Source organism: Enterobacter asburiae (genome assembly GCF_001521715.1).
GTDB classification, from domain to species: domain Bacteria; phylum Pseudomonadota; class Gammaproteobacteria; order Enterobacterales; family Enterobacteriaceae; genus Enterobacter; species Enterobacter asburiae.
The window spans coordinates 1,319,087-1,343,053 of record NZ_CP011863.1 but is presented as its reverse complement, the minus strand read 5'-3'; the positions used below and the strand labels follow the sequence as shown (position 1 = coordinate 1,343,053).

The 23,967-nt window shown below is 56.7% G+C and carries 22 protein-coding genes and 1 pseudogene; 8 read left to right on the top strand and 15 right to left on the bottom strand.

What is annotated here, in order from left to right; genetic code table 11:
- Positions 1 to 14: 14 nt before the first annotated feature.
- The 3 genes from urtA to ACJ69_RS06680 all read right to left on the bottom strand — a co-directional run bounded on the left by urtA (position 15) and on the right by ACJ69_RS06680 (position 3,162).
- Positions 15 to 1,286 carry an urea ABC transporter substrate-binding protein gene (gene urtA, locus ACJ69_RS06690; RefSeq protein WP_054829730.1) on the bottom strand — a complete coding sequence of 424 codons (1,272 nt, stop codon included), beginning with the start codon at positions 1,284 to 1,286 and terminating at the stop codon, positions 15 to 17.
- 202 nt (positions 1,287 to 1,488) lie between these two features.
- The gene (locus ACJ69_RS06685) at positions 1,489 to 2,592 is read right to left on the bottom strand and encodes a cobalamin-independent methionine synthase II family protein (protein WP_054829731.1); all 1,104 of its coding nucleotides are present in this window, start codon (positions 2,590 to 2,592) and stop codon (positions 1,489 to 1,491) included.
- 156 nt (positions 2,593 to 2,748) lie between these two features.
- A complete protein-coding gene (locus tag ACJ69_RS06680; RefSeq protein WP_054829732.1) occupies positions 2,749 to 3,162 on the bottom strand; it encodes a rhodanese-like domain-containing protein in 414 nt (137 codons plus the stop codon).
- A 73-nt stretch (positions 3,163 to 3,235) separates the two neighbouring features.
- Between ACJ69_RS06680 and ftrA the strand changes: the two genes are divergently transcribed.
- Positions 3,236 to 4,243, top strand: a complete 1,008-nt coding sequence (gene ftrA, locus ACJ69_RS06675) for a transcriptional regulator FtrA (RefSeq protein ID WP_054829739.1) — start codon at positions 3,236 to 3,238, stop codon at positions 4,241 to 4,243.
- A gap of 40 nt (positions 4,244 to 4,283) precedes the next feature.
- Positions 4,284 to 4,820 (top strand): dihydrofolate reductase family protein, encoded by a 537-nt coding sequence (locus ACJ69_RS06670; RefSeq protein WP_059346725.1) that lies wholly within the window; start codon positions 4,284 to 4,286, stop codon positions 4,818 to 4,820.
- A gap of 163 nt (positions 4,821 to 4,983) precedes the next feature.
- Here the strand turns inward: ACJ69_RS06670 and ACJ69_RS06665 are convergent, their stop codons facing one another.
- Entirely contained in the window at positions 4,984 to 5,346 is a 363-nt protein-coding gene (locus ACJ69_RS06665) for a hypothetical protein (RefSeq protein WP_059346724.1), read from the bottom strand.
- Positions 5,347 to 5,589: 243 nt separating this feature from the next.
- Here ACJ69_RS06665 and ACJ69_RS06660 point away from each other — a divergent pair, with 243 nt between their 5' ends.
- Positions 5,590 to 5,820 (top strand): DUF2554 family protein, encoded by a 231-nt coding sequence (locus ACJ69_RS06660; protein ID WP_039262502.1) that lies wholly within the window; start codon positions 5,590 to 5,592, stop codon positions 5,818 to 5,820.
- Here ACJ69_RS06660 and ACJ69_RS06655 read toward each other — a convergent pair whose 3' ends face one another.
- Complete coding sequence (locus ACJ69_RS06655; protein ID WP_047647740.1) at positions 5,821 to 7,785, bottom strand: peptidase U32 family protein; 1,965 nt, start codon at positions 7,783 to 7,785, stop codon at positions 5,821 to 5,823. It abuts the gene before it with no gap.
- Positions 7,786 to 7,865: 80 nt separating this feature from the next.
- Positions 7,866 to 8,393 carry a helix-turn-helix domain-containing protein gene (locus ACJ69_RS06650; RefSeq protein WP_054829734.1) on the bottom strand — a complete coding sequence of 176 codons (528 nt, stop codon included), beginning with the start codon at positions 8,391 to 8,393 and terminating at the stop codon, positions 7,866 to 7,868.
- 92 nt (positions 8,394 to 8,485) lie between these two features.
- On the opposite strand from ACJ69_RS06650, the gene ACJ69_RS06645 reads away from it, so the two are divergent.
- Positions 8,486 to 9,652 (top strand): benzoate/H(+) symporter BenE family transporter, encoded by a 1,167-nt coding sequence (locus ACJ69_RS06645; protein WP_059346723.1) that lies wholly within the window; start codon positions 8,486 to 8,488, stop codon positions 9,650 to 9,652.
- Here the strand turns inward: ACJ69_RS06645 and ACJ69_RS06640 are convergent.
- Complete coding sequence (locus tag ACJ69_RS06640; RefSeq protein WP_059346722.1) at positions 9,632 to 10,504, bottom strand: helix-turn-helix transcriptional regulator; 873 nt, start codon at positions 10,502 to 10,504, stop codon at positions 9,632 to 9,634. The genes ACJ69_RS06645 and ACJ69_RS06640 overlap by 21 nt on opposite strands.
- Before the next feature lie 174 nt (positions 10,505 to 10,678).
- On the opposite strand from ACJ69_RS06640, the gene ACJ69_RS06635 reads away from it, so the two are divergent.
- The gene (locus ACJ69_RS06635; protein ID WP_029739583.1) at positions 10,679 to 11,575 is read left to right on the top strand and encodes a DMT family transporter; all 897 of its coding nucleotides are present in this window, start codon (positions 10,679 to 10,681) and stop codon (positions 11,573 to 11,575) included.
- A gap of 34 nt (positions 11,576 to 11,609) precedes the next feature.
- On the opposite strand, the pseudogene ACJ69_RS06630 reads toward ACJ69_RS06635, so the two are convergent.
- A pseudogene (locus ACJ69_RS06630) lies at positions 11,610 to 12,279 on the bottom strand (DUF3313 domain-containing protein).
- A gap of 135 nt (positions 12,280 to 12,414) precedes the next feature.
- Positions 12,415 to 14,010: an ABC transporter substrate-binding protein gene (locus ACJ69_RS06625; RefSeq protein WP_059346721.1), complete on the bottom strand. Its 1,596-nt coding sequence runs from the start codon at positions 14,008 to 14,010 to the stop codon at positions 12,415 to 12,417.
- Between the two features lie 111 nt (positions 14,011 to 14,121).
- Here ACJ69_RS06625 and pepT point away from each other — a divergent pair, with 111 nt between their 5' ends.
- Positions 14,122 to 15,351 carry a peptidase T gene (gene pepT, locus ACJ69_RS06620; protein ID WP_059346720.1) on the top strand — a complete coding sequence of 410 codons (1,230 nt, stop codon included), beginning with the start codon at positions 14,122 to 14,124 and terminating at the stop codon, positions 15,349 to 15,351.
- Here the strand turns inward: pepT and tehB are convergent.
- A complete protein-coding gene (tehB, locus tag ACJ69_RS06615) occupies positions 15,348 to 15,944 on the bottom strand; it encodes a tellurite resistance methyltransferase TehB (protein ID WP_121931793.1) in 597 nt (198 codons plus the stop codon). The two genes, pepT and tehB, sit on opposite strands and share 4 nt — an antisense overlap.
- 132 nt (positions 15,945 to 16,076) lie before the next feature.
- On the opposite strand from tehB, the gene ydcK reads away from it, so the two are divergent.
- The gene (gene ydcK / locus ACJ69_RS06610; protein WP_054829735.1) at positions 16,077 to 17,057 is read left to right on the top strand and encodes a YdcK family protein; all 981 of its coding nucleotides are present in this window, start codon (positions 16,077 to 16,079) and stop codon (positions 17,055 to 17,057) included.
- Here the strand turns inward: ydcK and rimL are convergent.
- The 4 genes from rimL to ACJ69_RS06585 all read right to left on the bottom strand — a co-directional run bounded on the left by rimL (position 17,052) and on the right by ACJ69_RS06585 (position 21,509).
- Positions 17,052 to 17,600, bottom strand: coding sequence for a 50S ribosomal protein L7/L12-serine acetyltransferase (gene rimL / locus ACJ69_RS06605; protein WP_059346718.1), 549 nt, complete (start codon positions 17,598 to 17,600; stop codon positions 17,052 to 17,054). The genes ydcK and rimL overlap by 6 nt on opposite strands.
- A 45-nt stretch (positions 17,601 to 17,645) precedes the next feature.
- Complete coding sequence (locus tag ACJ69_RS06600) at positions 17,646 to 19,301, bottom strand: glucan biosynthesis protein D (protein ID WP_029739590.1); 1,656 nt, start codon at positions 19,299 to 19,301, stop codon at positions 17,646 to 17,648.
- Between the two features lie 242 nt (positions 19,302 to 19,543).
- Positions 19,544 to 20,317 (bottom strand): transporter substrate-binding domain-containing protein, encoded by a 774-nt coding sequence (locus ACJ69_RS06590; protein WP_025756391.1) that lies wholly within the window; start codon positions 20,315 to 20,317, stop codon positions 19,544 to 19,546.
- Positions 20,318 to 20,339: 22 nt separating this feature from the next.
- A complete protein-coding gene (locus tag ACJ69_RS06585; RefSeq protein WP_059346717.1) occupies positions 20,340 to 21,509 on the bottom strand; it encodes a pyridoxal phosphate-dependent aminotransferase in 1,170 nt (389 codons plus the stop codon).
- Positions 21,510 to 21,623: 114 nt separating this feature from the next.
- Here ACJ69_RS06585 and ACJ69_RS06580 point away from each other — a divergent pair, with 114 nt between their 5' ends.
- Complete coding sequence (locus ACJ69_RS06580) at positions 21,624 to 22,466, top strand: LysR family transcriptional regulator (RefSeq protein ID WP_059346716.1); 843 nt, start codon at positions 21,624 to 21,626, stop codon at positions 22,464 to 22,466.
- Here ACJ69_RS06580 and ACJ69_RS06575 read toward each other — a convergent pair.
- Positions 22,453 to 23,958: a carboxylesterase/lipase family protein gene (locus tag ACJ69_RS06575; protein ID WP_054830212.1), complete on the bottom strand. Its 1,506-nt coding sequence runs from the start codon at positions 23,956 to 23,958 to the stop codon at positions 22,453 to 22,455. The genes ACJ69_RS06580 and ACJ69_RS06575 overlap by 14 nt on opposite strands.
- Between the last annotated feature and the right edge of the window lie 9 nt (positions 23,959 to 23,967).

Sequence of the window (23,967 nt, the reverse complement as noted above, 5' to 3'; positions counted from 1 at the left end):
TCCCTGGTGATGGCTTAGTTGCTGGCGGTTTTCATCGGCTGGTCGGGCTTTTTATCGTTTCCGGCGATGAACGGGCTCCACGGCTGGGCGCGTACCGGCTGCTCCGTCTGCCACACCACGTTAAACTGGCCGTTACCTTCGATTTCACCGATCATGACCGGCTTATGCAGATGGTGGTTGGTGGCATCCATGGTGAGCATAAAGCCAGACGGCGCCTTAAAGGACTGGCCGGCCATCGCCGCACGCACTTTATCCACGTCGGTAGTACCCGCTTTTTCGACCGCCTGCGCCCACATATGGATCCCCACGTAAGTTGCTTCCATCGGGTCGTTGGTCACCACGGTATCGGCATTCGGCAGCTTGTGCGCTTTGGCATAGGCTTTGTAATCCGCCACGAAGGCCTGGTTGGTCGGGTTATCCACGGATTCAAAGTAGTTCCAGGCCGCCAGGTTACCTACCAGCGGTTTGGTGTCGATCCCGCGCAGCTCTTCTTCGCCCACGGAGAACGCCACCACCGGTACGTCGGTCGCCTTCAGCCCCTGATTAGCGAGCTCTTTGTAGAACGGAACGTTGGAATCGCCGTTGATGGTTGACACCACGGCGGTTTTACCGCCCGCAGAGAATTTCTTGATGTTGGCGACGATGGTCTGGTAGTCGCTGTGACCGAACGGGGTGTAAACCTCCTCGATGTCCTTATCCTCCACCCCTTTCGAATGCAGGAACGCGCGCAGGATCTTGTTGGTGGTGCGCGGGTAAACATAGTCCGTGCCCAGCAGGAAGAAGCGCTTCGCCGCGCCGCCGTCTTCGCTCATCAGGTATTCCACCGCCGGGATGGCCTGCTGGTTCGGCGCCGCGCCGGTATAGAAGACGTTCGGCGACATCTCTTCGCCTTCATACTGAACCGGATAGAACAGCAGACCGTTCAGCTCCTCGAAGACCGGCAGCACGGATTTGCGCGATACCGACGTCCAGCAGCCGAATACCACCGCCACTTTATCCTGACTCAACAGCTGGCGCGCCTTCTCGGCAAACAGCGGCCAGTTTGAGGCGGGATCCACCACCACCGGCTCCAGTTTTTTACCCAGCACGCCGCCTTTCGCGTTGATCTCGTCGATGGTCATCAGCGCGACGTCTTTCAGCGGCGTTTCGGATATGGCCATGGTGCCGGAAAGAGAATGCATGATCCCCACTTTGATGGTATCGGCCGCCTGCACGCCAAAACTCATTCCCATCGCCACGACGGACGCGGATAACGCAAAGGCTTTTAATAAGGTACGACGCTGCATATTTTCACTCCTGAAAAAGAACGCTGTGCGAAAACGTCCGTTACGGCGTGGACGCGGAAAAAAATGTGTCAGCGAAGCAGGAGCAAAAAGGATGCCAGAATGGAGGTAGCGCTATTTCTGGAGGGGGAACGCGGGATGTAAAGATAACGTCTCAGAATGGCACAGCGCTGCACTTTTATAATGCAGCGCTGTGGATGAGGCTTTACCAGACTTCGCTGGCGATCTGCGTGACCAGACGGACTTTGTCCCACTGCTGGGTTTCGCTCAGGCTGTTGCCCTCTTCGGTAGAGGCAAAGCCGCACTGCGGGCTGAGGCAAATTTGCTCTTTTGCCACGTATTTCGCCGCCTCTTCCAGACGGGCTTTAATCCCCTCCGGGTTCTCCAGCTCTCCGTTTTTGGTGGTGATCAGGCCCAGCACCACCTGCTGCTTGCCCGGGCGAATGAAGCGCAATGGCGCGAAATCACCGCTGCGGTCGTTATCGTATTCAAGGAAGAAGGCGTCAACGTTGACCGTGCCGAACAGCACTTCCGCCACCGGCTCGTAGCCGCCTTCGGAAATCCAGGTTGAACGAAAGTTACCGCGACAGACGTGCAGGCCGATGGTCAGATCGTCCGGCTTGCCTTCCAGCGCCTTGTTCAGAACGCGGGCATAGATGCGTGCCAGCTCATCGGCATCATCGCCGCGCTCGCGGATCTGACGGCGCTGATCGTCCGAACACAGATAGGCCCAGACGGTGTCGTCCAGTTGCAGGTAACGGCAGCCCGCGTCGTAAAATGCGCGGATGGCGTCGCGCCAGGTGGTCGCCAGATCGTCGAAATAGTCATTCAGATCCGGGTACACCGTCTCATCGATGTCTTTACGCCCGCCGCGGAAATGCAGGACACTTGGGCTGGGAATGGTCATTTTCGGCTGAGCATTACCGCTGATGCTTTTCAGGTAGCGGAAATCTTCGAGCATCGGATGGTCGCCAAAGCCCAGCTTGCCGGTGACGCGCACGCCGTGGGCTTTGGTTTGTACCCCGTTGAACTGGATACCCTGCTGTGAATCGTAGCGCTCAACGCCCTGCAGACCGTCAAAGAAGTCGAAGTGCCACCAGGCACGACGAAACTCGCCGTCGGTGACCACATGCAGCCCGCACGCGCACTGCTGCTCAACGACGTGGCGGATGGCATCATCCTCTACCGTGCGAAGCTGTCCGGCGTCAATTTCGCCGCTGGCGAACTTCAGGCGAGCCTGCTTGATGGCATCCGGGCGTAAAAAACTGCCGACTACATCGGCGCGGTACGGGGCATGGTGTCGTTGCATGGAAATCTCCTCGGTCTGCCGGCGATAATTGCCCGCAGTGATAATTCATCATTTGAAGCTTTAGACTTCTGGATGTCTAAATGTCCAAAAAAGATGTCATACCTGTCCTGTTCCGGCAAACGAGAAAATTTCACGGGTGTTGAAAAAAATTCATGTTCACAGCGCGACGGCAGTTTCGCTGCTGGCAAAGGCGAACTTTTCATCCTCCCATCCGGTGATCCCCCCGAGCATGATTTTGACCGGCAGCCCGAGGCGCGCCAGCTTGAGCGCGGCTCTGTCCGCGCCGTTACAATGCGGCCCTGCGCAGTAAACAACGAACAGCGTGCCTTCAGGCCATTCGGCCATGCGCTCAGCGGTAATCTGGCTCCGCGGCAGGTGCAGTGAGCCAGGCACGTGACGGCGGGCAAACTGCTCTGGGCTTCCCACCACGTGCAGCAGCACGAAGTCCTGCTCATGGTTGACGATGGCGTGATGCACATCCGCACAGTCGGTTTCAACGCTCAGGCGGCGCAGAAAATGGGTAACGGCTTCCTGCGGCTCGGCAGCTGGAAATTCAGTAACATAGCTCATGATCCTTCCTCATCTTTGGCGTTTGTGTTAACACTACTCTATCCACAAATTCAGCCCGTGAATGCGTTCGCTTATGCCAGAAAACAGCAAAAAGATGACAAACTTAAGACAAATTGCCCGCCCGCAGGTGGTCGTGCTGGCGTATGACGGTCTGTGTACCTTTGAGTTTGGCGTGGCGGTGGAGATCTTCGGCCTGCCGCGTCCCGAGCTGGGCGACGAGTGGTATCGTTTTGCGGTGGCGAGCGTGGACAGCGGTGAACTTCGGGCAACTGGCGGGATCCGCATCGTTACCGATGGTGATTTAAGCCTGCTTGCGTCTGCTGACCTGATTGTGGTTCCCGGCTGGCGGGGGCTGGATTCACCGGTTCCGGATGCGCTCTGCGAGGCACTACACCAGGCCAGCGCGCGAGGGTGTCAGCTGCTCTCCATCTGTTCGGGGGTGTTTGTGCTGGCCGCAACGGGGCTATTGAACGGCCGCAAAGCCACGACGCACTGGCGCTACATTGACGCGCTAAAAGCCCGTTACCCTGACATCGACGTGGTTGAGGATGTACTCTACCAGGACGAAGGCGATATTCTGACGTCCGCTGGTAGCGCGGCGGGTATCGATCTCTGTCTGCACGTTGTGCGGCGGGATTTTGGCATGGAAACCGCCAACAGCGTGGCGCGTCGGCTGGTCATTCCCCCTCACCGGGATGGTTCACAGCCGCAACAGCTGAGCCGTCCGGTGGCGCAGCTGCGGGAAAGCCAGCGTCTCGGCCAGCTGTTTGATTTTCTGCACACGCATCTTATCGAGGCGCACAGCGTCGACTCCCTGGCGCGTCGGGTCGGAATGAGCCAGCGCACCTTCCTTCGTCGCTTCGAGGCGGCAACGGGGACGACGCCCGCGCGCTGGTTGATCAATGAGCGCCTGCTGAGAGCGAAAGATTATCTGGAAAGCAGCCGGTTAAGCATCGACAGCATCGCTGAACAGACCGGGTTTGGTCAGGCGTCGACACTGCGTCATCATTTTCGCCAGCAGTTCGCGCTTTCCCCGGCTCAGTATCGCAAACAATTTTCACGTCCAGGTACTGCACGCTGAGGCGTCAGTTTTAGGGCTACACTGGCACACGGAGGATCTGATGGTCACCACACACGTTTTTATCGCGGTTAGTCTTGATGGTTACATCGCCCGACAGAATGACGATATCGACTGGCTGTTGCAGCGCGACGATCCAACGGAAGATCATGGCTATGAGGCATTCATCGCGGACAAAGAGTGGAACGTGATGGGCCGGGGTAGCTATGAGAAGGTACTGACCTTTGACGCATGGCCTTACGATCGTCCCGTGCTGGTGCTCTCCCGACAGCTGGCCGGTACGCCCGTGCCGGAGGCGCTAAAGGGAAAAGTGCAGTTTTCATCCAGGACGCCAAAGGAGGTGCTGGACGATCTCGCTGCGCAGGACGTACATCGCGTCTATCTCGATGGCGGGCAGGTGATCCAGTCGTTCCTGCGCGAAGGACTGGTAGCCGATATGGTGATCACGACCGTACCTGTGCTGCTCGGGGAGGGAAAACCGCTGTTCGGAACGTTGTCCCGGGATATGGATTTGACACTGGTATCAAGCCGCAGCTTCCCTTCGGGTCTGGTGCAGTCGCATTATCGGCTGACGCCATAACCCTATCGCGACGGTCGGCGCAAAAAAAACCGCCAAAAAATGGCGGTAAATGCTTGCATGGATAGATTTGTGTTTTGGTCTCTACGTCCCGACACTCCATGGCCGGGCAGCGGATCTCATACAACCTAACACCTGTTGTCTTAACGAATGCTAAACAACCTTATTAACCAGTATGGGTATTGATCTGCAAATAACGCATAAGGCCCTGCTCAGCGCTCTGTTTTGCATCGTCATTAATGGCTTCCAGATAAAAGGAGCGAGCGACACCATAAGGTGCTTTTTCAGAGGGATACACCGCAAACTGGAATGTTTTTCCTCTCGCCCGATGAGTGCAGTCTAATTCCCAACGCAGATCGTTCACTTTTTTGCTGGCGCAGGCAACGCTACCATAATCGCTGGTTAAATAAGAACCCACGCGAATTTCTGCAGATTGAATATATTCTGGTTCGTCATTACCTGCGTAACGAACCCCTACAGCGGCTCCAACAGCCACTGCCAGAAGCGCAAGCGCTATTATTTTTTTCATTTATAAATGACCTGTTCCTTAGCCTAAGATTACTATTATATAAGATTAATCCTTAATGCATACATCCAATTGTGGACCAGAAATGGTAGTTTACAAAGATTCAGTTGTTTTTAGGAACTGTCCTAACCGCTATTTCGAACGCACATTATTTGACATTTTCTTTGCGCTAATTTTAATTTTTGAATAATAACCCTAAGAAATAATCGACATGATTACTGCGCATTGTTTTTCAGCGGTGAAACCATGATTAAAAAAGGGTTATCTTTCGTCATGCTTATTTGTGCGCTGTTTTCAGGCCAGCTTATGGCCGGACACAAAGGACACGAATATTTATGGGTCAAGAATGTGGCGCATCAGCTTCGTCATGAAGCCGACAGCGATGAGTTGCGAAGCGCTGCGGAAGAGTCGGCGGAGGGTTTGCGCGAACACCACCTGTGGCAGAAGTCGCGCAAACCGGACACGCACGTTCGGTGATTAGCTGCCCTTGCGTTTTGGCAGGGTTTTCATCAGATCGTCCGGACTGACGGACGCCACAATACTGCCGGGCTGCGGCATTTTGAAAATGTGGTTTTTCATCTTACCAATCACATGCATTTCGCAGGGACGGCAGTCGAACTTGAGGGTCAGAACTTCATCGCCGTTTACCAGCTGCATAGGGGTAGCCTTCCAGCTCTTAATGTTCCCTTTCGCCTGCTTAGGACACAGGTTAAACGCAAAGCGCAGACAGTGCTTGGTGATCATCACCGGCACATCGCCCTTCTCTTCATGCGCTTCATAGGCGGCGTCGATCAGCTGCACGCCGTGGCGATGATAGAATTCACGCGCTTTATGGTTGTAGACGTTGGCGAGGAAGGACAAATGGGTGTCCGGGTATACTGGCGCAGGGACGGCTTCCGCTTTACGGCTTCCGCGCGGATACTGTGCCAGGCGCGCGGCATCCAACATCTCTGCCGTTTCACGGCGGAACGCGTTAAGCAGGCTGTTTGGCACAAACAGCGCATCCGGCAGATTCACGTCGATAGCGCGCGCGTAGTAAATCGTCTGGCCCAGCTTCGCCACGCCATCCTTCAGGCTGTTAAGCGCTTTTTCCGCGTTGTTTGCCACCTCGAAAAGGCCATCGAGCGTATGCGTCACGCTGATGCCGTCTTCACAGGTCATGGTCAGAATCAGCTGCTCTTCCCAGCCGCCCAGCTCAATATCCACGGCGATACGACGTTCGCTGGAGGTTTTCAGCAGCGCCTGCTGCCAGTTATGATCGAGGTTACGGTTAAGCGCCGCGTTCGGCCGCGCCTTGTAGAGATCGGCGGGCATTTCATTCGGCCAGACGCGGTAGCGGTTCTCGCCGGTTTTCTCGACCGTATTGGCACGGAAGCCCACGACCTCACGCTTAATCATCACGTTAAGGCCATCGCCGTTCGCCAGCGGTTCCGTCACTTCGACATCAAGGTGATCTTTCGCCACTTTCAGCACTTCCCCCACCGGTAAACCGATAAACTTCGGTGAGTCAAACGCGCCGATATCCCCTTTACGGGCATTCACAAAATAGTCCGTGCTGCCGCGGTGGAACGTTTTGTCCGTCGACGGAATAAAGAAATGCTCGGTGCGGCCGGCCGACGCGCGCGCCAGGTCGCCGCGATCTTCGATAATGGCGTCCAGCATCTGGCGATAGTGCGCGGTGATGTTCTTCACGTAGCTCATATCTTTGTAGCGCCCTTCAATCTTGAAGGAACGTACGCCCGCGTCGATCAGCGCGCCCAGGTTGGCCGTCTGATCGTTATCCTTCATGGAGAGCAGGTGTTTTTCGAACGCCACGACGCGGCCCTGATCGTCTTTCAGGGTGTACGGCAGACGGCAGGCCTGAGAACAGTCGCCGCGGTTGGCGCTGCGGCCGGTCTGCGCGTGGGAAATGTTGCACTGACCGGAGTAAGCTACGCACAGCGCCCCGTGGATAAAGAATTCAATCGTCGCGTCTGTCGCCTGGTGAATATCGCGGATCTGATTCAGGTTCAGCTCGCGCGCCAGAACGATCTGCGAAAAGCCGACGTCGGAGAGAAACTTCGCCTTCTCGACCGTGCGGATATCGCACTGGGTACTGGCATGCAGTTCAATGGGCGGAATATCCAGCTCAAGCACGCCCATATCCTGAACGATCAGGGCATCAATGCCGGCCTGGTAGAGATCGGTAATCAGACGTTGTGCAGGCTCCAGCTCATCATCATGAAGAATGGTGTTCAGGGTCACGAACACTTTCGCCCCGAAACGGTGGGCGAACGGCACCAGTTCAGCAATATCGCTCAGGCTGTTGCTGGCGTTATGGCGGGCACCGAAGCCAGGGCCGCCAATGTAGACGGCGTCAGCGCCGTGAAGGATCGCTTCACGGGCAATTGCGGCGTCGCGGGCCGGGCTTAAAAGTTCAAGATGATGGGATTGCAGGCGCATACTTCGTCGTTATCCGTTATGGTCAAAATGGCGGCTATTGTAGTCAGAAGTATGCGTCAGCGAAACAGTTTTGCGTAGCGTCAGCGGGGATAATGAATCAGGGAGTGAAAATGCACCGTCCGGTCGCTGCTGTTGCGGTAGGCGTGCGGTTTATCACCGGCGAAACGGACGCCCGAATCGGCAGAAATCGTCTGCCACTCGCCGTCAAGCTTCATCTCCAGTTCGCCGCTGACCACCACCACATGTTCGATCACCCCGGCCTCATGCGGCGTGGATTCACTCAGCGCGCCGGGTGCCAGCGTAATGGAGAAATAATCAAACCCGAGCGTCTCGTCCCACGGAAAGAACGGTTTGACCACCATCGCCTGCTGCTGCGGGTCAAACACCGCCTGCCGGTCCGCCTCTGGCGTGATGAACGCGGAAAACGGGACGTTCAGCCCGGTGGCTATTTTCCACAGCGTCGACACCGTCGGGCTGGATTCATTGCGCTCGATTTGCCCCAGCATCGCTTTTGACACACCGGTCTCGTCCGCGAGCTTCGACAAACTCCAGCCGCGTGCCTGGCGCAGCGTTTTAAGCGTTGTTGCAAGGTGTAGTGTGATGTCCATGGTCCCTCCTGATGGCGATCAGCATACCACTTGTACGCTATAGCGCACAGTGTTACCTTATACCGGACGTTATAACGCACAACGGAGTTTATATGCGCCCTTCCTCTCACCTTGTTCCAGTCGCACTGGCTGGATTTGTCGCCGTACTGGTCGGTTACGCCAGCTCGGCCGCCATCATCTGGCAGGCCGCCGCTGCGGCAGGTGCCAGCGCACAGCAGATCGCAGGCTGGATGACCGCGCTGGGGATTGGGATGGGTGTCAGCACGCTGGCGCTTTCCTGGTGGTACAAAGCGCCGGTGCTGACCGCGTGGTCAACGCCCGGCGCGGCGCTGCTCGCCACCAGCCTGCACGGCGTGACGCTGCCGGAAACGATCGGCGTGTTCATCTTTGCTAACGCGCTCATTTTACTTTGCGGCATCACCGGGCTCTTCGCCCGTCTGATGAGGCTGATCCCCCATTCGCTTGCCGCCGCCATGCTAGCAGGCGTGTTGCTGCAGTTTGGCCTGCACGCGTTTGCGCACCTGGAGGGTCACTTTCTGCTGTGCGGCAGCATGATTGCGGCGTGGCTGATAGCAAAAGCGCTGGCGCCGCGCTATGCCATCGTGGTTACGCTGCTGGTCGGCGGTATTGTGGCATGGGCGGGCGGTGACGTTGTCACGGATAAGCTCACACTCTCCCTTGTGATGCCCGAGTTTATTGCGCCTACGTTCACCTTCACCAGCCTGGTGAGTATTGGCGTGCCCTTCTTCCTGGTGACTATGGCCTCACAAAACGCGCCGGGGTTCGCCACGATGAAAGCCTCCGGTTACCCGCTGGCGGTCTCGCCGCTCATCATCGTTACGGGAGCGCTGGCGCTGCTGCTTTCCCCTTTTGGCGTCTTTTCTATCTGCATCGCGGCCATTACTGCCGCCATTTGTCAAAGCCCGGATGCGCATCCGGATGCCGGTAAACGCTGGCTGGCAGCCATCGCAGCCGGAGGATTTTATCTGCTGGCGGGGATTTTCGGCGGTTCGATTACCGGGCTGATGGCGGCTCTGCCGCTCAGCTGGATCCAGACGCTCGCCGGTCTGGCGCTGCTGGGCACCATCAGCGGGAGTTTATATCAGGCACTGAGCCACGAGGCGGAGCGAGACGCGGCCATCGTGACGTTCCTGATGACCGCGAGCGGCGTCACGATCCTCGGCATCGGTTCGGCATTCTGGGGGCTGGTGCTGGGCGGCGTATGCTATGCCCTGTTTTCACGCGCTCGCCGCACGTAGCTGCGAAGGCGTCATGCCCGTCGCGCTGCGAAAGCGGTTGCTGAAGTGGCTGGCGGAGTTAAACCCACAGGCAAGGGCGATGTCCGTTAGCGGCGTCGCCGTGTTCTGCACCAGGGCCTTCGCTTTTTCCATTCGCCTCTGCATCACGTACTGATGCGGCGCCAGCCCCGTCGACTGGCGGAACATGCGGGCAAAATGGTATTCGCTGAGGGCGGCCTGAGCTGCCAGTTCAGCCAGCGTCAGGGGTTGCCCAAGGTTCTCTTCAATAAAGGCCAGCACGTTGCGCAGCACAAATGGCGATAGCCCGCCGGTGACGACCGGCAGCTTCCACTGAACGTTAGAGTAGTTTTGCAGCAGATGGGTCAGGAGCAGCGTAGAGGCCGTGCTCAAAGTGAGCTGGTTGGCGTGCTGCTGCCAGTCGCAGCCGAGCAAAAACTGGCGATACAGCGCGGTGATCTTCGGATCGCTACCAAAAATGCGCTCGTCCAGCGTCAGCGAAAGCGGGCGCTTGTCCCAGATCTTTTCCCCCACGTCGCGCAGGTGTTCATCGGTGCAGTACAGATGCACAAACGACAGGTCATCACGGATATCCCACGTCGATTCGCTCTCTTTTGGCATCAAGCAGAAACGGTCCGGTCCCCCGCCGTTCTTCCAGCCGCCCGGCGTTTTTTGGTAGCTTTCGTAGCCGTCCGCCACGTACAGGCTGAGGGTATGGTGGTTACTTATTACCGTTATCGTATCGTGCTTGTTGTACCACGCTGCCAGCTGAATGCCCGAATTCAGCGAGACGGTTTCCCGCAGGACCGCATTCTGTTGGCAAAGCGTTTCAAAGGTATCGTAAGCGTGAGACATGACCGTAAGCGCGTGATTGACTGGAATATCAGTCTAAGAAGAGTTGTCTCCCGTTGCCAGCCCCCGGGAAAGAAAAAAGCGCAAGATTTTGCAAGTCACCCGCAAGCTGGTGAAAGCCCGTCGCGGATCTCAGCGCCATACTGCGGGCTTCCGTGGTTTGAGAAGAGAAAAAGTATGAACGCATTATTATACGGACTGGTGGTGGTCATCTGGGGAACCACCTGGATTGCGATTTTCCTGCAGCAGGGGTCCGTGGCGGCGCCCGTCTCTATTTTCTGGCGTTTCGCCGTCGCCAGCCTCACGATGATGGTGGTGTTAATCGCCCTGCGCCGTCTGCGCAAGCTGGCGCTGCGGGATCACCTTTTTTGTATGCTCCAGGGATGCTGCGTTTTCTGCTTTAACTTCTGGTGTTTTTACGCCGCAGCCTCGCACATTAACACCGGGCTGGAATCGGTGATCTTCTCCATGGCCGTGCTCTATAACGCCATTAACAGCTTTATTTTCTTCGGGCAGCGCCCGCCCGCGCGTTTCTGGACGGCGGCAGCACTGGGCCTGACTGGGATTGTCACCCTCTTCTGGGACGATCTGCTGGCCAGCGGCTGGAGCGCTTCGCTCCTGACCGGGATTGGTCTCTCCGCGCTGGGCACCTACGGCTTCTCGCTGGGCAATATGATCAGCATGCGTCACCAGCGCAGAGGCCTTGAAACCATGACCACCAACGCCTGGGCTATGCTCTACGGCACGCTGGTGATGGGCTGCATTGCCCTGTTCAGAGGCGACAGCTTCGCGCCAGAGTGGACCATCAGCTACATTGGCGCGCTGCTCTATCTGGCCCTGTTTGGTTCGGTGATTGCCTTTGGCGCCTACTTCACGCTGGTGGGACGTATCGGTCCCGGCAAAGCGGCCTACAGTACGCTGCTCTTCCCGCTGGTGGCGCTGTCCATCTCCACGGTGTATGAAGGCTACGTCTGGCATATCAACGGTATCGTGGGATTATTGCTGATTCTGGGGGGAAATATGGTGATGTTTACCAAACCTGAAACCTGGTTCAGGCGCTTACGAACGGCGTAAATAAAAAGGCCTGCATTACGCAGGCCGTTTAATTTTATTTAGCGGTCTTTTTCACATCAAACATGGTGGCGTCCGTCGCCATATCATCAACAACATGCTTCAGCGTCGCAAAGGTCATTGGTGTATTTTCGTTATTCAGCTCTTTACCTTCGCCTTTACGAACTACTTTAATGACCGGCTTACCGGTTTTCGCATCAATTAACTCACCTTCAAAGTACAGGTGGGTATCCATGGTACGGTGACCCGTCGCCATTTGCGTACCCGCTACAACCAGCGCAACTGGCACCACTTCATAGAATTGCAGACCTTCTTTCTTCGAGCTTACGCCGGTGATCGCGCCGCGGAAGATGAGGCTGCGCGGCCCTGGAGTAGTGACGATAGGTTTACGCTGACCAATCGCGGTTTTCATTTTGTTGTTGGTGTAATTCAGCAACTCATCCAGCGTTTTTTGACCAATCTGTGTGGTTGGTTTTGGAGCGGGATAATAGGTAATCGGGGTCCAGACAATATTGTCATAATTGGCATCACTATATGACGGATCAACGCAATGTTGGTTTACCCGTTGCCGACGTCGTTTCCTTCAAGCCAGAATAGTCTTTTAAAAAGCCTGAGTATTGTTCTGGAGCCGCGACTTTCGAAGAACAGCCCGCCAACGCCAACAGACCAGTAAGCACTGCAACTTTAAAAAAAGTTTGAGTACGCATGATAGTTTTCCATGTTATCTGCAAGTATGCATTTGAAGTTATAGCAAAAGACTGGCGGGTTTGTTGTGACAAAAAATGATGCGGAGAGCACAAATTGCGAAAAGACTGCCCGGAAGCGTGCCGGGCAGTGAAAAATTACTGATTTATATCCAGTTGCCAGAACAGATGTTTGCCAAACGGGTCAATTTCATAGCCCGTCACCTCTTTGCGCACCGGCTCGAAAATGGTTGAATGCGCAATCATCACCGCGGGCATCTGGTCATGCATCATTTGCTGAGCCTCTTTATACAGCGCCACGCGTTTATCGCGATCGGTCGTTGATTTTGCTTCCGCAATAATTTTATCGAAGGGCTTATAGCACCATTTCGCCGAATTTGAGCCGCCGTTTGCCGAGGTACAGGTAAATAGCGGACCAAAGAAGTTGTCGGGATCGCCCGTCGCGGTCGTCCAGCCCATCAGCGCGGCCTGATGTTCCCCGCCCTTCACGCGCTTAAGGTATTCGCCCCACTCGTAGGTGACGATTTTGGTCTGAACCCCGATTTTCGCCCAGTCGGCCTGAATCATTTCCGCCATGCGTTTCGCATTCGGATTGTACGGACGCTGCACCGGCATCGCCCACAGGTCGACGCTCACGCCGTTGGCAAAACCGGCCTCTTTCAGCAGCGCTTTCGCCTTTTCAGGATCGTAATCGTAATCCTTAAGCTCGCTGTCTGCGCCCCAGACGCCCGGCGGCAGCAGGTTCTTTGCAGCGGTGCCGGTGCCGTGGAACACCGCATCAATAATGGCCGGCTTATTGATGGCCATCGCCAGCGCCTGACGGACTTTTACGTTATCCAGCGGCGGCTTTTGGGTATTGAACGCCAGAAAGCCGGTATTCAGTCCGGCTTTGCTCATCAGGTTGATGTCTTTGTTCGCCTTCATGCGCGGCAGGTCCGCCGGGTTCGGGAACGGCATCACCTGACATTCGTTCTTCTCAATTTTGGCAAAACGCACGGAGGCATCCGGCGTGATGCTAAACACCAGCCGATCCAGCTTCGATTTCCCCTGCCAGTAGTCGGCAAACGCCGTAAACAGGATCCGCGAATCCTTCTGATACTGCGCCAGCTTAAACGGCCCGGTGCCTATAGGCTCCATATCCACCTTCTCCGGGGTGCCCGCTTTTAGCATCGCGTCGGCATACTCTGCGGAAAGGATCGAGGCAAAATACCATGCCAGATCGGCGACAAACGGCGCTTCCGGGTGCGCCAGGGTAAAGCGCACGGTGTGGTCATCAACTTTATCAATGCCGGTTATCAGGCTGCCAAACTCCAGGCTTTCGAAGTTGGAATAGCTGCCGTTAGAGACGTTGTGATAGGGATGATTCACGTCTTTCTGCCGCATAAACGAGAAAATCACGTCGTCGGCGTTAAAGTCGCGGGTCGGCGTGAAGGATTTGTTGCTCTGAAATTTGACGCCCTTACGCAGATGGAAGGTGTACACCTTGCCGTCGTCGCTGACTTCCCAGCGCTCCGCCAGGCTCGGCACCAGCTCCGTGGTGCCGGGTTTGAAATCGACCAGCCGGTTATAGACCGGCACGGCGCTGGCGTCCACGCTGGTTCCCGAGGTGTATAGCTGAGGATTAAAGTTTTCCGGCGATCCTTCGGAGCAATACACCAGCGTTTTCGCGGCAACGGTGGAACTGACCGTGAGTGCAGCAAGCGCCAGCCCTAAAGTTGTGAGTTTGCTTTTCATCATTTATTCCTGTCTTTTTAATTCGACGGCTAATTAATTCTTTTGCCATTTCATAAATAACATTAAAGTGATGTGGCAAACACCTGAAAAATAAATAAGGAACAAATCACTATGGGCTCGCCGCTTTCCAGACAATTAACGCACCGTTTTTTCCGCTATCTCGCTATCACCAGCCAGAGCGATCCCAAAGTCAAAACCCTGCCGTCAACGCCGGGCCAGCACGACATGGCGCGGGAGCTGGCGCAGGAGCTGGCACAGCTGGGGTTAGACGACATTGTGATTGATGAATTCGCCACGGTAACGGCGGTAAAAAAAGGCAACGTGCCCGGCGCGCCGCGCATCGGCTTTATTACCCATATTGATACCGTGGACGTAGGATTATCACCGGATATTCATCCACAAATATTAACCTTTACCGGTGAAGATCTCTGTCTGAATAAAGAGAAAGACATCTGGCTGCGGGTGAAAGAGCATCCTGAAATTCTGGCTTATCCCAATGAGGAGATTATTTTCAGCGACGGGACCAGCGTATTAGGCGCCGATAATAAATCGGCGGTCACGGTGGTCATGACGGTGCTGGAAAACCTGACGGCGGAGCATCAGCACGGGGATATCGTCGTGGCGTTTGTGCCTGACGAAGAGATCGGCCTGAGCGGTGCAAAAGCGCTGGATCTCAAGCGCTTTGACGTCGACTTCGCCTGGACCATCGACTGCTGCGAGCTGGGTGAAATTGTCTACGAGAACTTTAATGCGGCAGCCGCTGAGATCCGCTTTACCGGCGTAACGGCGCACCCGATGTCCGCCAAAGGCGTGCTGGTGAATCCCCTGCTGATGGCGACTGACTACATCAACCATTTTGACCGCCAGCAAACGCCGGAGTGCACCGAGGGACGTGAGGGCTATATCTGGTTTAACGGCATTCAGGCCGGGCAAAACGAGGCCATTCTTAAGGCCAATATCCGCGACTTTGACAAGGACAGCTTTGCCGCCCGCAAGCAGCAGATTGCCGATGTTGCCGCGCTGATTGCCGCCCAGCATCCAACGGCCAGGGTGGACTATCGCATTGAAGATACCTACAGCAATATCAGCAATGCGATTGGTGAGGACCGGCGCGCCATCGATCTGATGTTCGAGGCGATGGAATCGCTCGGCATCACGCCGAAGCCGACGCCCATGCGCGGCGGTACCGACGGCGCGGCGCTCTCGGCAAAAGGGCTGCTCACGCCGAACTTCTTCACCGGCGCGCATAACTTCCACTCGAAGTTTGAATTCCTGCCGCTGTCGTCGTTCGAGGCGTCTTACAACACCGCCCTGCAGATCTGCCTGCTTGCTGCCCGCTAAGCGGGCTTGCGTGCTAGCATCGTGGCAAAGCGCAGCTTGATGCGGTTGCCGTTTTCATCGGTGCGGTGCAGTTCGCCAACGTCTTCGTTGTATTTGAGCAACTCCCAGCCTTCGTAGTAGTTGCTCAGCTCACCGCTTTTGAACGCAAACGGGAAGCCGACGGTGCACGGGTAATCAGCCGTGTCCATCGCGGCAACGATCAGGTTGTAGCCGCCGGGCTTGGTGCAGCGCTGCATGTTGGCGATAAGTCCCGGGATGGTTTTTGACTCCAGGAACATCAGCACCACGGTGGAGAGAATGAAATCGTACTCGCCGTCAAAACTCAGGTTGTTGAGATCTTTAATCGCCGTGTGTAAGTTATCGATCCCTTCTTCCGCCTTGATGCGCTCGATATTCTCGATGCTCATCGGGTTCTTGTCCCACGCGGTCACCTCGTAACCGTTGGCCGCCAGATAAAGGCTGTTGCGGCCATTGCCGCAGCCCAGATCCAGCGTTTTACCCGGTTTAATCTTTGCCGCACTGAACAGCACCTCTGAATGGGTGCGGGTTAAGCCATATTTCTCTGTGAAGTAATTCTCGTCGACGGTCATTATTTTTTCCTGAGCCTGCATAAGTTGAAAGTGCATCCTGAATGCCATTTTAAGGCGTTTACCGTCTGGTTGCCAGCCGCTCGAAAACCGAAAAATTTGCTACGTTTAGTTAAGACGCTTATCAGAGACCTAAAGATGAATAAATATCGCCTTAGCGACGAAACACGCCTCTGGCAATGGAAAAACGGCGACACTACTCACTCCGTCACGCTGCGGCAGATTATCGCGACAGTGGATTTTAACGACGTGACGGTCGGTACCAAAGGCGGCTGGGTTGACGATGAGCGTGCACTCGCCCAGGACGGCGAATGTTGGATCTACGACGAAAACAGCGTGGTGTTCGCCGGTGCAACCGTGTCCGGCAACGCGCGTCTTACCCTGCCTTGCATCATTAGCCACGATGCGCATATCAGCGGCAGCTGCTGGCTGGACGCGGCAGAGGTCAGCCACGGCTCGAGAATAAGTGACAACGTCACCATTCAGCAATCCTGCGTGCGGGGCGAGTGTCATCTCTACGGCGATGCCCGCATTCTGCACAACAGCATTATCATTGCCGCCAAAGGACTGACGCCGGACCATGACCAGATCCTGCAAATTTACGATAAGGCGACAGTCAGCCAGTCGCGCATTGTGCATCAGGCGCAAATCTACGGCGAGGCGATGGTGAATTTTGCCTTTGTTGAGCACCGCGCCGAAGTATTCGACAACGCAATCCTCGAAGGTAACGACTTAAATAACGTCTGGGTCTGCGACTGCGCAAAGGTCTATGGCAACGGCCGCGTGATTGCCGGTTTTGACGAGGATGCCATTCCGACGGTGCGCTACAGCTCTCAGATTGCGGAAAATGCCGTGGTGGAGGGAAACTGCGTTATCAAGCACCACGTTCTGATTGGCGGTCAGGCCTGGCTGCGCGGCGGTCCTATCATGCTGGACGATAAGGTGGTGATCCAGGGACGCGCGCGGATAAGCGGGGATGTGCTCATCGAGCACCGGGTTGAAATCACCGATGATGCGGTCATCGAAGCGTTTACCGGGGAGAGCATTCACCTGCGCGGCGAAAAAGTGATCAACGGCGACCAGCGCATCACCCGCACCCCGCTGCTGGGGGCGTTATAGGGCGTAGATCTTCCCGTAGATGTTCACATCGTCAAAGCGGCCATTCAGGTATTCCGCTTCCCGCAGGCACCCTTCCAGCGTAAAACCGTTGCGCACGGCAACGCCGTTGCTGTGCTGATTCGCCACCCGACATTTGATCACAAAACGGCGGATCTCCCCGCGTTCGACGTAGTAGCGCATAAACGCCTGCAGCGACCGGGAGAGAATGCCCTGCCCCTGGTGGGCTTCATCCAGCCAGTAGCCGATGTACCCGGCTTTGTTGGCAGGTTCAATCGTATTGAACGACAGTACGCCGACCAGTTCATCACTCTTGAATATCAAAAACATTTTGGCGTAGCCGCGCTGGTGCAGCAACTGGTTACTTTGCACGTTGCGGCGGGTATCCTCTTCGCTGCCCACGTGCTGCGCCCAGTCAAAGGCGGTTTGCAGAAAGGTTTTGTTTTTGACGACAAGATTATGCAGGTCGGCGGCGTAGCGCTCTTCGACGGCGCGAAGCTCGAGAGCGTCAGATACCGGGATAATTTCGGATGTTGCTGCGGTCATTGCCCCTCACCCTAACCCTCTCCCGGAGGGAGAGGGAATCGTTCGTTAACGCATTATCCGGTCGTCAACGTAGTTACGTTTATCCGGCGCCGGTGGGAAATACTGGTACAGCCAGGTTTCGCTGATGGCATCGCCCTGGCAGCGCAGGAACAGGCGCATATCCACCGGCTCCGTCGAATCCGAGGTTGGATACCAGTCAAACAGGATGCGATAGCCGTCAAACGGCTCAACGTAGAGGATCTCAACCTGCTTCGCTTCACCGCTGGAGAGCGTAATCACCGGCTCGATGCCTTTTGGTGCAGCGGCCTTCAGGTCGCCACCGACGAAGTCGATAGCAAAGCGACGGGCCCACACTTTCGGGTAATTTTCGCCCGGTGCCCAGCCTTCCGGGAAGCCGCCCATGCCGGTACGGGTGGCGAAGACGTTGGCCAGCGGAGAACGCACCGGCGGCATGGCGCTCCAGTACAGACGATATTTAAAGTCGAGCTCGTCGCCCGCTTTCACCGCTTTTTCCGGCTGCCAGAAGCAGACCACGTTATCCAGCGTTTCGCCGGTGGTCGGGATCTCCATCAGGCCAACCGCGCCTTTACCCCAGTCGTTACGCGGTTCAACCCACAGGCTCGGGCGTTTGTTATACCAGCCCATCACGTCCTGATAGTGCGAGAAATCGCGGTCGAGCTGCAGCAGGCCGAACCCTTTCGGGTTTTTGTCCATATAGGCGTTGAACTGCAGCTTCTGCGGGTTGTTCAGCGGACGACAGATCCACTCCCCGTTGCCGCGCCACATTGCCAGGCGGTCGGAGTCATGAATTTGCGGGTGAATGGTGTCACACATGCGGCGTTCGTTATTGCCGCAGCTGAACATGCTGGTCATCGGCGCAATGCCGAGCTGCTTGATGTCCTTCCGCGCGTAGAGATGGTTTTCCACCTCCATAATCACCTGGCTCTTCTCACAGTGGATCACGAATTTATAGGCGCCGGTAACGCTCGGGCTGTCCAGCAGCGTATAGACGGTAAAGGTCGTGTCGCCGGGCTTGACGGTTTCAAACCAGAAGGAGGTAAAGTCCGGGAACTCTTCCGGGGTGTCGGTAAAGGTATCTACCGCCAGACCGCGCGCGGAAAGGCCGTACTGGTAGGTGTCATCCACCGCGCGGAAATAGCTCGCGCCCAGGAAGGAGACGATATCGCGACGCGCCAGCTCAGGCGCCTTAAAGGCGCGGAAGCCCGCAAAGCCGAGATCGCTTTGCCCTTCCAGCTGTTTGGTATCCACACCCGTTTCGCCGTAGCTGAACAGCTCCGGACGGAAGTGGATCTCACGCGCCATAGAGGTCGACTGGTCCAGCGAGAACATCCGCACGCGGCGGCGGAACCCCATCCCCATGTGGAAGAACTGCACGTCCAGCTGACGCCCTTCAATGTTGTTCCACAGTGACTGCTTTTCATCGTAGCGGATGGCGTTATACGCCTGCGGCGTCATGGTTGCCAGCGTCTCCGGCAGCGGACGCGGCGCGCCACCCCACGGGGTTTTCGCCAGGTCATGCGCCATGGATTGCAGTACGGAGAAGTCGAAACGACGGCTCTGGCCGTCAGCAATGTCAGAGTCGGCAGCGTATGCCGCTTTGGAAAACAGGGAAGCAAGGCCAGATGTGCCGCTCAGGGCTGCCACTGCCAGCGAGCCTTTTAGAAAACGTCTGCGATTCATGCCTGGAAAAACGTCCTTATGGTCGTGTGAATGTGTTTCGCGCTCGGCGAAATGACGGCAAGAAAGAACGCACAGCCTAAACAAAAATGGTTAAGAATCCAATTGTTGGCCGGTGATTATCTGAACAAAGTGAGAAATATTTTCTGTCGACCAGAACGGCCCGAAAGTGGTGTAAAGAAAGCCTGGAAAATGTGTATAAAAATGCCCCGTCAGGACATCAGCTGACGGGGCTAATGAGGCGGTTATTTTACGCTGACATCGATACCCGGAAAGTACTTATCAGCGAGTTTAGCGATCGTGCCGTCGGCACGTACTTTATCGATCGCGGCATCAAGCTGCTTTTTGGTGGCCTCGTCACCCTTACGCAACCCAAAACCAATCCCACTGCCGAGGATAGTGTCGTCAGACACCGGTTTGCCGATGAAGCCAAACCCTTTCCCCTGCGGCTTGCTGAGGAAACCTGCCTGCCCGGCCGCGGACATGACCAGCGAGGCGTCGATACGGCCATTCAGCAGATCGCCCCAGGCCATATTCTGATCTTTATAAGACACCACGGTGACACCCTGCTTTTCCCAGTGCTCTTTCGCATAGGTTTCCTGAATGGATCCCTGCAGCACGCCGATGGTTTTACCCTTCAGCCCTTCTGGCGTTGCCTCAACCGCCGTGCCGGCCTTGCCGACCAGCTGCGACGGAATACGGTAGATCGGCTGGGTAAAATCGATGCTCTTGCGGCGCTGCTCGGTGATGTTCATCGCCGAGTTGATGGCGTCAAATTTCTTCGCCACCAGGCCCGGGATCAGCGCATCAAATGAGGTTTCAACCCAGCTGCACTTCAGCGCAGCCGCTTTGCAGATGGCATTCCCCAGCTCAACGTCAAACCCTTCCAGTTCGCCCGCCGCATTGCGGCTCTCAAACGGCGGGTATTCCGCTTCCAGCCCGTAACGCAGCTCGGTGGCCGCGAAGGAAGAAAAAGTACACAGCAATCCCATGCCGACAACTAACGCGCGTAATTTCATCTACAACTCCTCAGAGCCTATCTCAGCGTGGTTTAACCCGACACAGGGCTTGGGCACCTGCCCGTAACGTCGCCTCATCTTTCGCAAAAGAGAGACGAATCAATTTATTATCCGTACCGTCCGCATAAAACGCCGACAGCGGAATAGTGGCAACACCGTATTCAACGATCAGCCTCTTCACCAGCTCGCTGTCGCGCTCGTCGCTGAACTGGCTGTAGTCGGCCAGCATGAAGAACGATCCGGCGCTCGGCAGCAGCGTAAACGGTGAATCGGCCAGCAGGCTGTGCAGCAGATCGCGCTTGCGCTGGTAAAACGCCGACAGCGACAGCCAGGTTTGCGGATCGACCATATGCTCAGCAAACGCGTGCTGCATTGGCGTATCGGCAGAAAACATTAAAAATTGATGGACTTTACAAATCTCGTCCATCAGTACCGCCGGTGCAACACAGTAACCCACGCGCCACCCGGTGACGTGATAGGTTTTTCCGAAAGAAGAAATAATCACGCTGCGCTCCGCCAGCTGCGGGTGCGTGGCCATCCCGTGATGCGGCTCATCGTCAAAAACGACGTGTTCGTAAACTTCGTCAGACAAAATGATGATGTCGGTATTGCGCGTCAGCGCCGCCAGCTGCTGCAGGTCACTGGCGGAGAAGACCTGGCCGCTCGGGTTGTGCGGGGTATTGATGATGATCATGCGCGTGCGCGGGGTGATGGCCGCACGGACTTCATCCCAGTTGACGGCAAAATCCGGCACGGTGAGCTTGATGGCTATCGGGGTTGCCCCCTGCAGACGAACAATCGGCGCATAGCTGTCAAACGACGGCTCAAAGTAGATCACCTCATCACCCGGGTGCACCAGCCCGCTAATCGCCGAATAGAGCCCTTCGCTGGCGCTGGCGGTCACCAGCACCTCGCTGGCAGGGTCGTACTGCGTGCCGTAGAGCGTGGCAATTTTATCGGCAATACGTTCCTTGAGCGGCTGCAGACCGGTCATTGACGCATACTGGTTATGCCCCGCCTCCATTGCGCGGGTGACGCCCGCAATCAGCTTCGGGTCGCAGGAAAAATTCGGTGCGCCCTGAGAAAGGTTAATCGCGTTATGCTGCGCCGAGAGCTGGCCGATAACGGTAAAAATGGTGGTTCCCACATCCGGCAGTTTGGAGCGCGTTTGCACAGGCGTTCGTAAAGTCATCCTCTTTCCCTTCTCATGGACATTGCATAACTATTCAAACAACATCTGTGCTGTCGGGACAATCGAATTGTTGTCATAATAGCCATGAGAAAAATGCATAGCTGAGGTGTTTATATGTCGCGCCGTTCGCTCCCCCTTAATGCCATCGACGCATTTTTAGTCACCGCGCGTCACCTCAATCTTACCCATGCCGCGGCGGAACTGTGTCTGACGCAGGGGGCCGTGAGCCGTAAGATTGCCTCCCTTGAGGCGTGGTTTGGCTTTCCACTTTTTGAGCGCCACGCGCGCGGGCTACGCCTCTCGCCGCAGGGCAGCGCCCTGCTTCCGGAGCTGCAGTCCGCTTTCGAGCAGCTGCTGTCCGTGGCCGACCAGGCCCGCAGCCAGCACACGGTGATCCGTCTGAAGGCCCCCACCTGCGCCATGCGCTGGCTGGTGCCGCGCCTGCTGGAGGTGGAGCGCGAGCATCCGGATCTGCAGATCGCGCTGACCACCACCACCGATCACAACGTCAATTTCAAAACCGAATCTTACGACGCGGCCATTGTGTTCGGCACGCACATGAGCGCAGGCGATCTGCTGTTCGAAGAGGCGCTCACCCCGGTGATAAGCCCGGTGCGGGCGGGTGCTGCCTTAGGTTCGCTGACGTTTCTGCACCCGACAAGGGATAAGACGGACTGGTCGCTGTGGCTGACGAAACAGGAAGGCCCGGGCTTTGTCATGCACAAAAATCAACACTTCGATACGATGGATCTCGCCATTACGGCCGCCATTCAGGGGCTGGGGGTCGCCATCGCCGACGAAACGCTGGTGGCAGAAGATGTTCACGCGGGAAGGCTGGTACGGCCCTATGAGACAAGCATAAAAACCGGCGCAAGCTACCGGCTGGTGATGCGCGAAACGCCAGGCGAGGAAAATGGTCTCGCGGCGTTTCGCGCCTGTTTGCTTAATCGAGGCTGACGTGGTGCTTCATCACCCGCTTGAAGAGGCTCATGCGGGCGCGCATAAAGCGGTTTTCAAGCCTGAAAGCTGCATGTTTATTCACACCAATGCGTAACAGAACGTCCCGCCCTTTGCGGCACGCGGGCCAGTGCGTCGGCCCGGGCAGAATGTCGCTAGGACCAGCGTCACGCGCAAAGCTCACCCAGTAATCGGCCACGTGGGCAGCAAACTGCAGATCTCGCTCATTGACGTACTGACGTGAAGGCTCCACCTGGCCGAGCGTATCGAAGACGTAGGGAACTTCGTTGCCGTGCCAGGCACCGTTGATGTACGTGGCATGTTCCGCCTCTGCGACATAGTCAAACCAGTAACGCCAGCACAATCCGCCGACGCGCTGCTGGGCCTGCATCACCACGTAGCCCATGGTGGTAAACGCCATGTCGCGGCACACCTGCCTGCCCAGCTCTTCATCGCCCTTCACGCCCGGATAGAGCAGCTTTATCAGCCCCAGCCCGAAGCGACGCTCGCGCCGAAGCTTCTGAATTTGTCCGGCGAGATCGATGCCAAACACCGCCATCACGCTGGCTTCATCGCTGTTGGAGCCAATCATTACCGGCACCGGATGCTGACGGGCGGCGAAAAAGACGTCCAGCATGGCTTCTGGCAGAACGCAATCTCCAGCGATAGGCGCCGGGGCGACGTTCAGCGGCGCGGTGAGCGGCCAGAACGCCTCGGCCGGAATGGCGCGCAGCTGCCCTGCGGTCGCATTTTCCAGGCCGAAATGGGCGGCCAGCGCTTCCCCTTTTTGCAGGGCCTGCTCGCGCGGCGTGTCAGGCAATGTGTATCCGCTTTGCACAATCGCCTTATGGAACAATCCTTCGGCCAGCGGAGAAGCCAGCAGAGAGAGCACGCTGCGCGCGCCGGCGGATTCGCCAAACAGGGTCACATTAGCGGGATCCCCGCCAAACCCGGCGATATTCTCCCGCACCCATTCGAGCGCGGCGATCTGATCCAGCAGTGCAAAATTATGCACCACGCGCCCTTCCTCGCCTTCCAGCGCGGGATGGGCGAAAAAGCCAAGATGACCGAGACGGTAGTTAATCGTGACCACAACCACGCCGCGCGTGGCGAGCGCTTTGCCGTTATACGGCGGCAGGCCACCGGCACCAATCGTAAACCCGCCTCCGTGCAGCCAGACCATAACCGGCAGCGGCTCGGCCCGCTCTGCGGGAGACCAGACGTTAAGGTAGAGGCAATCTTCGGAAAACTGGCCCGGATCGCCGCCGCCTAGCTCCTGACAATACTCGCTGCTTTGCCAGCTTGAGGCGGAGAATGCCGTGGCCTCGCGCAGACCATCCCAGCGTTCAGGCGGCCGGGGCGAGCGCCAGCGCCACTCCCCCACGGGCGGCGCGGCGTAGGGAATACCGCACCAGAGGTGGACATTTTCATCGGTTAAACCAGACAGTGCGCCCTGGCGCGTTTCAACCACAGGGGCGGAAGGATTTTGCATAACGACCTT

What these genes read in the sequence shown, in the direction of transcription:
- urtA (WP_054829730.1), bottom strand. Translation starts at nt 1,286, where the DNA reads ATGCAGCGTCGTACCTTATTAAAAGCCTTTGCGTTATCCGCGTCCGTC.
- ACJ69_RS06685 (WP_054829731.1), bottom strand. Translation starts at nt 2,592, where the DNA reads ATGCAACGACACCATGCCCCGTACCGCGCCGATGTAGTCGGCAGTTTT.
- ACJ69_RS06680 (WP_054829732.1), bottom strand. Translation starts at nt 3,162, where the DNA reads ATGAGCTATGTTACTGAATTTCCAGCTGCCGAGCCGCAGGAAGCCGTT.
- ftrA (WP_054829739.1), top strand. Translation starts at nt 3,236, where the DNA reads ATGCCAGAAAACAGCAAAAAGATGACAAACTTAAGACAAATTGCCCGC.
- ACJ69_RS06670 (WP_059346725.1), top strand. Translation starts at nt 4,284, where the DNA reads ATGGTCACCACACACGTTTTTATCGCGGTTAGTCTTGATGGTTACATC.
- ACJ69_RS06665 (WP_059346724.1), bottom strand. Translation starts at nt 5,346, where the DNA reads ATGAAAAAAATAATAGCGCTTGCGCTTCTGGCAGTGGCTGTTGGAGCC.
- ACJ69_RS06660 (WP_039262502.1), top strand. Translation starts at nt 5,590, where the DNA reads ATGATTAAAAAAGGGTTATCTTTCGTCATGCTTATTTGTGCGCTGTTT.
- ACJ69_RS06655 (WP_047647740.1), bottom strand. Translation starts at nt 7,785, where the DNA reads ATGCGCCTGCAATCCCATCATCTTGAACTTTTAAGCCCGGCCCGCGAC.
- ACJ69_RS06650 (WP_054829734.1), bottom strand. Translation starts at nt 8,393, where the DNA reads ATGGACATCACACTACACCTTGCAACAACGCTTAAAACGCTGCGCCAG.
- ACJ69_RS06645 (WP_059346723.1), top strand. Translation starts at nt 8,486, where the DNA reads ATGCGCCCTTCCTCTCACCTTGTTCCAGTCGCACTGGCTGGATTTGTC.
- ACJ69_RS06640 (WP_059346722.1), bottom strand. Translation starts at nt 10,504, where the DNA reads ATGTCTCACGCTTACGATACCTTTGAAACGCTTTGCCAACAGAATGCG.
- ACJ69_RS06635 (WP_029739583.1), top strand. Translation starts at nt 10,679, where the DNA reads ATGAACGCATTATTATACGGACTGGTGGTGGTCATCTGGGGAACCACC.
- ACJ69_RS06625 (WP_059346721.1), bottom strand. Translation starts at nt 14,010, where the DNA reads ATGAAAAGCAAACTCACAACTTTAGGGCTGGCGCTTGCTGCACTCACG.
- pepT (WP_059346720.1), top strand. Translation starts at nt 14,122, where the DNA reads ATGGGCTCGCCGCTTTCCAGACAATTAACGCACCGTTTTTTCCGCTAT.
- ydcK (WP_054829735.1), top strand. Translation starts at nt 16,077, where the DNA reads ATGAATAAATATCGCCTTAGCGACGAAACACGCCTCTGGCAATGGAAA.
- rimL (WP_059346718.1), bottom strand. Translation starts at nt 17,600, where the DNA reads ATGACCGCAGCAACATCCGAAATTATCCCGGTATCTGACGCTCTCGAG.
- ACJ69_RS06600 (WP_029739590.1), bottom strand. Translation starts at nt 19,301, where the DNA reads ATGAATCGCAGACGTTTTCTAAAAGGCTCGCTGGCAGTGGCAGCCCTG.
- ACJ69_RS06590 (WP_025756391.1), bottom strand. Translation starts at nt 20,317, where the DNA reads ATGAAATTACGCGCGTTAGTTGTCGGCATGGGATTGCTGTGTACTTTT.
- ACJ69_RS06585 (WP_059346717.1), bottom strand. Translation starts at nt 21,509, where the DNA reads ATGACTTTACGAACGCCTGTGCAAACGCGCTCCAAACTGCCGGATGTG.
- ACJ69_RS06580 (WP_059346716.1), top strand. Translation starts at nt 21,624, where the DNA reads ATGTCGCGCCGTTCGCTCCCCCTTAATGCCATCGACGCATTTTTAGTC.
- ACJ69_RS06575 (WP_054830212.1), bottom strand. Translation starts at nt 23,958, where the DNA reads ATGCAAAATCCTTCCGCCCCTGTGGTTGAAACGCGCCAGGGCGCACTG.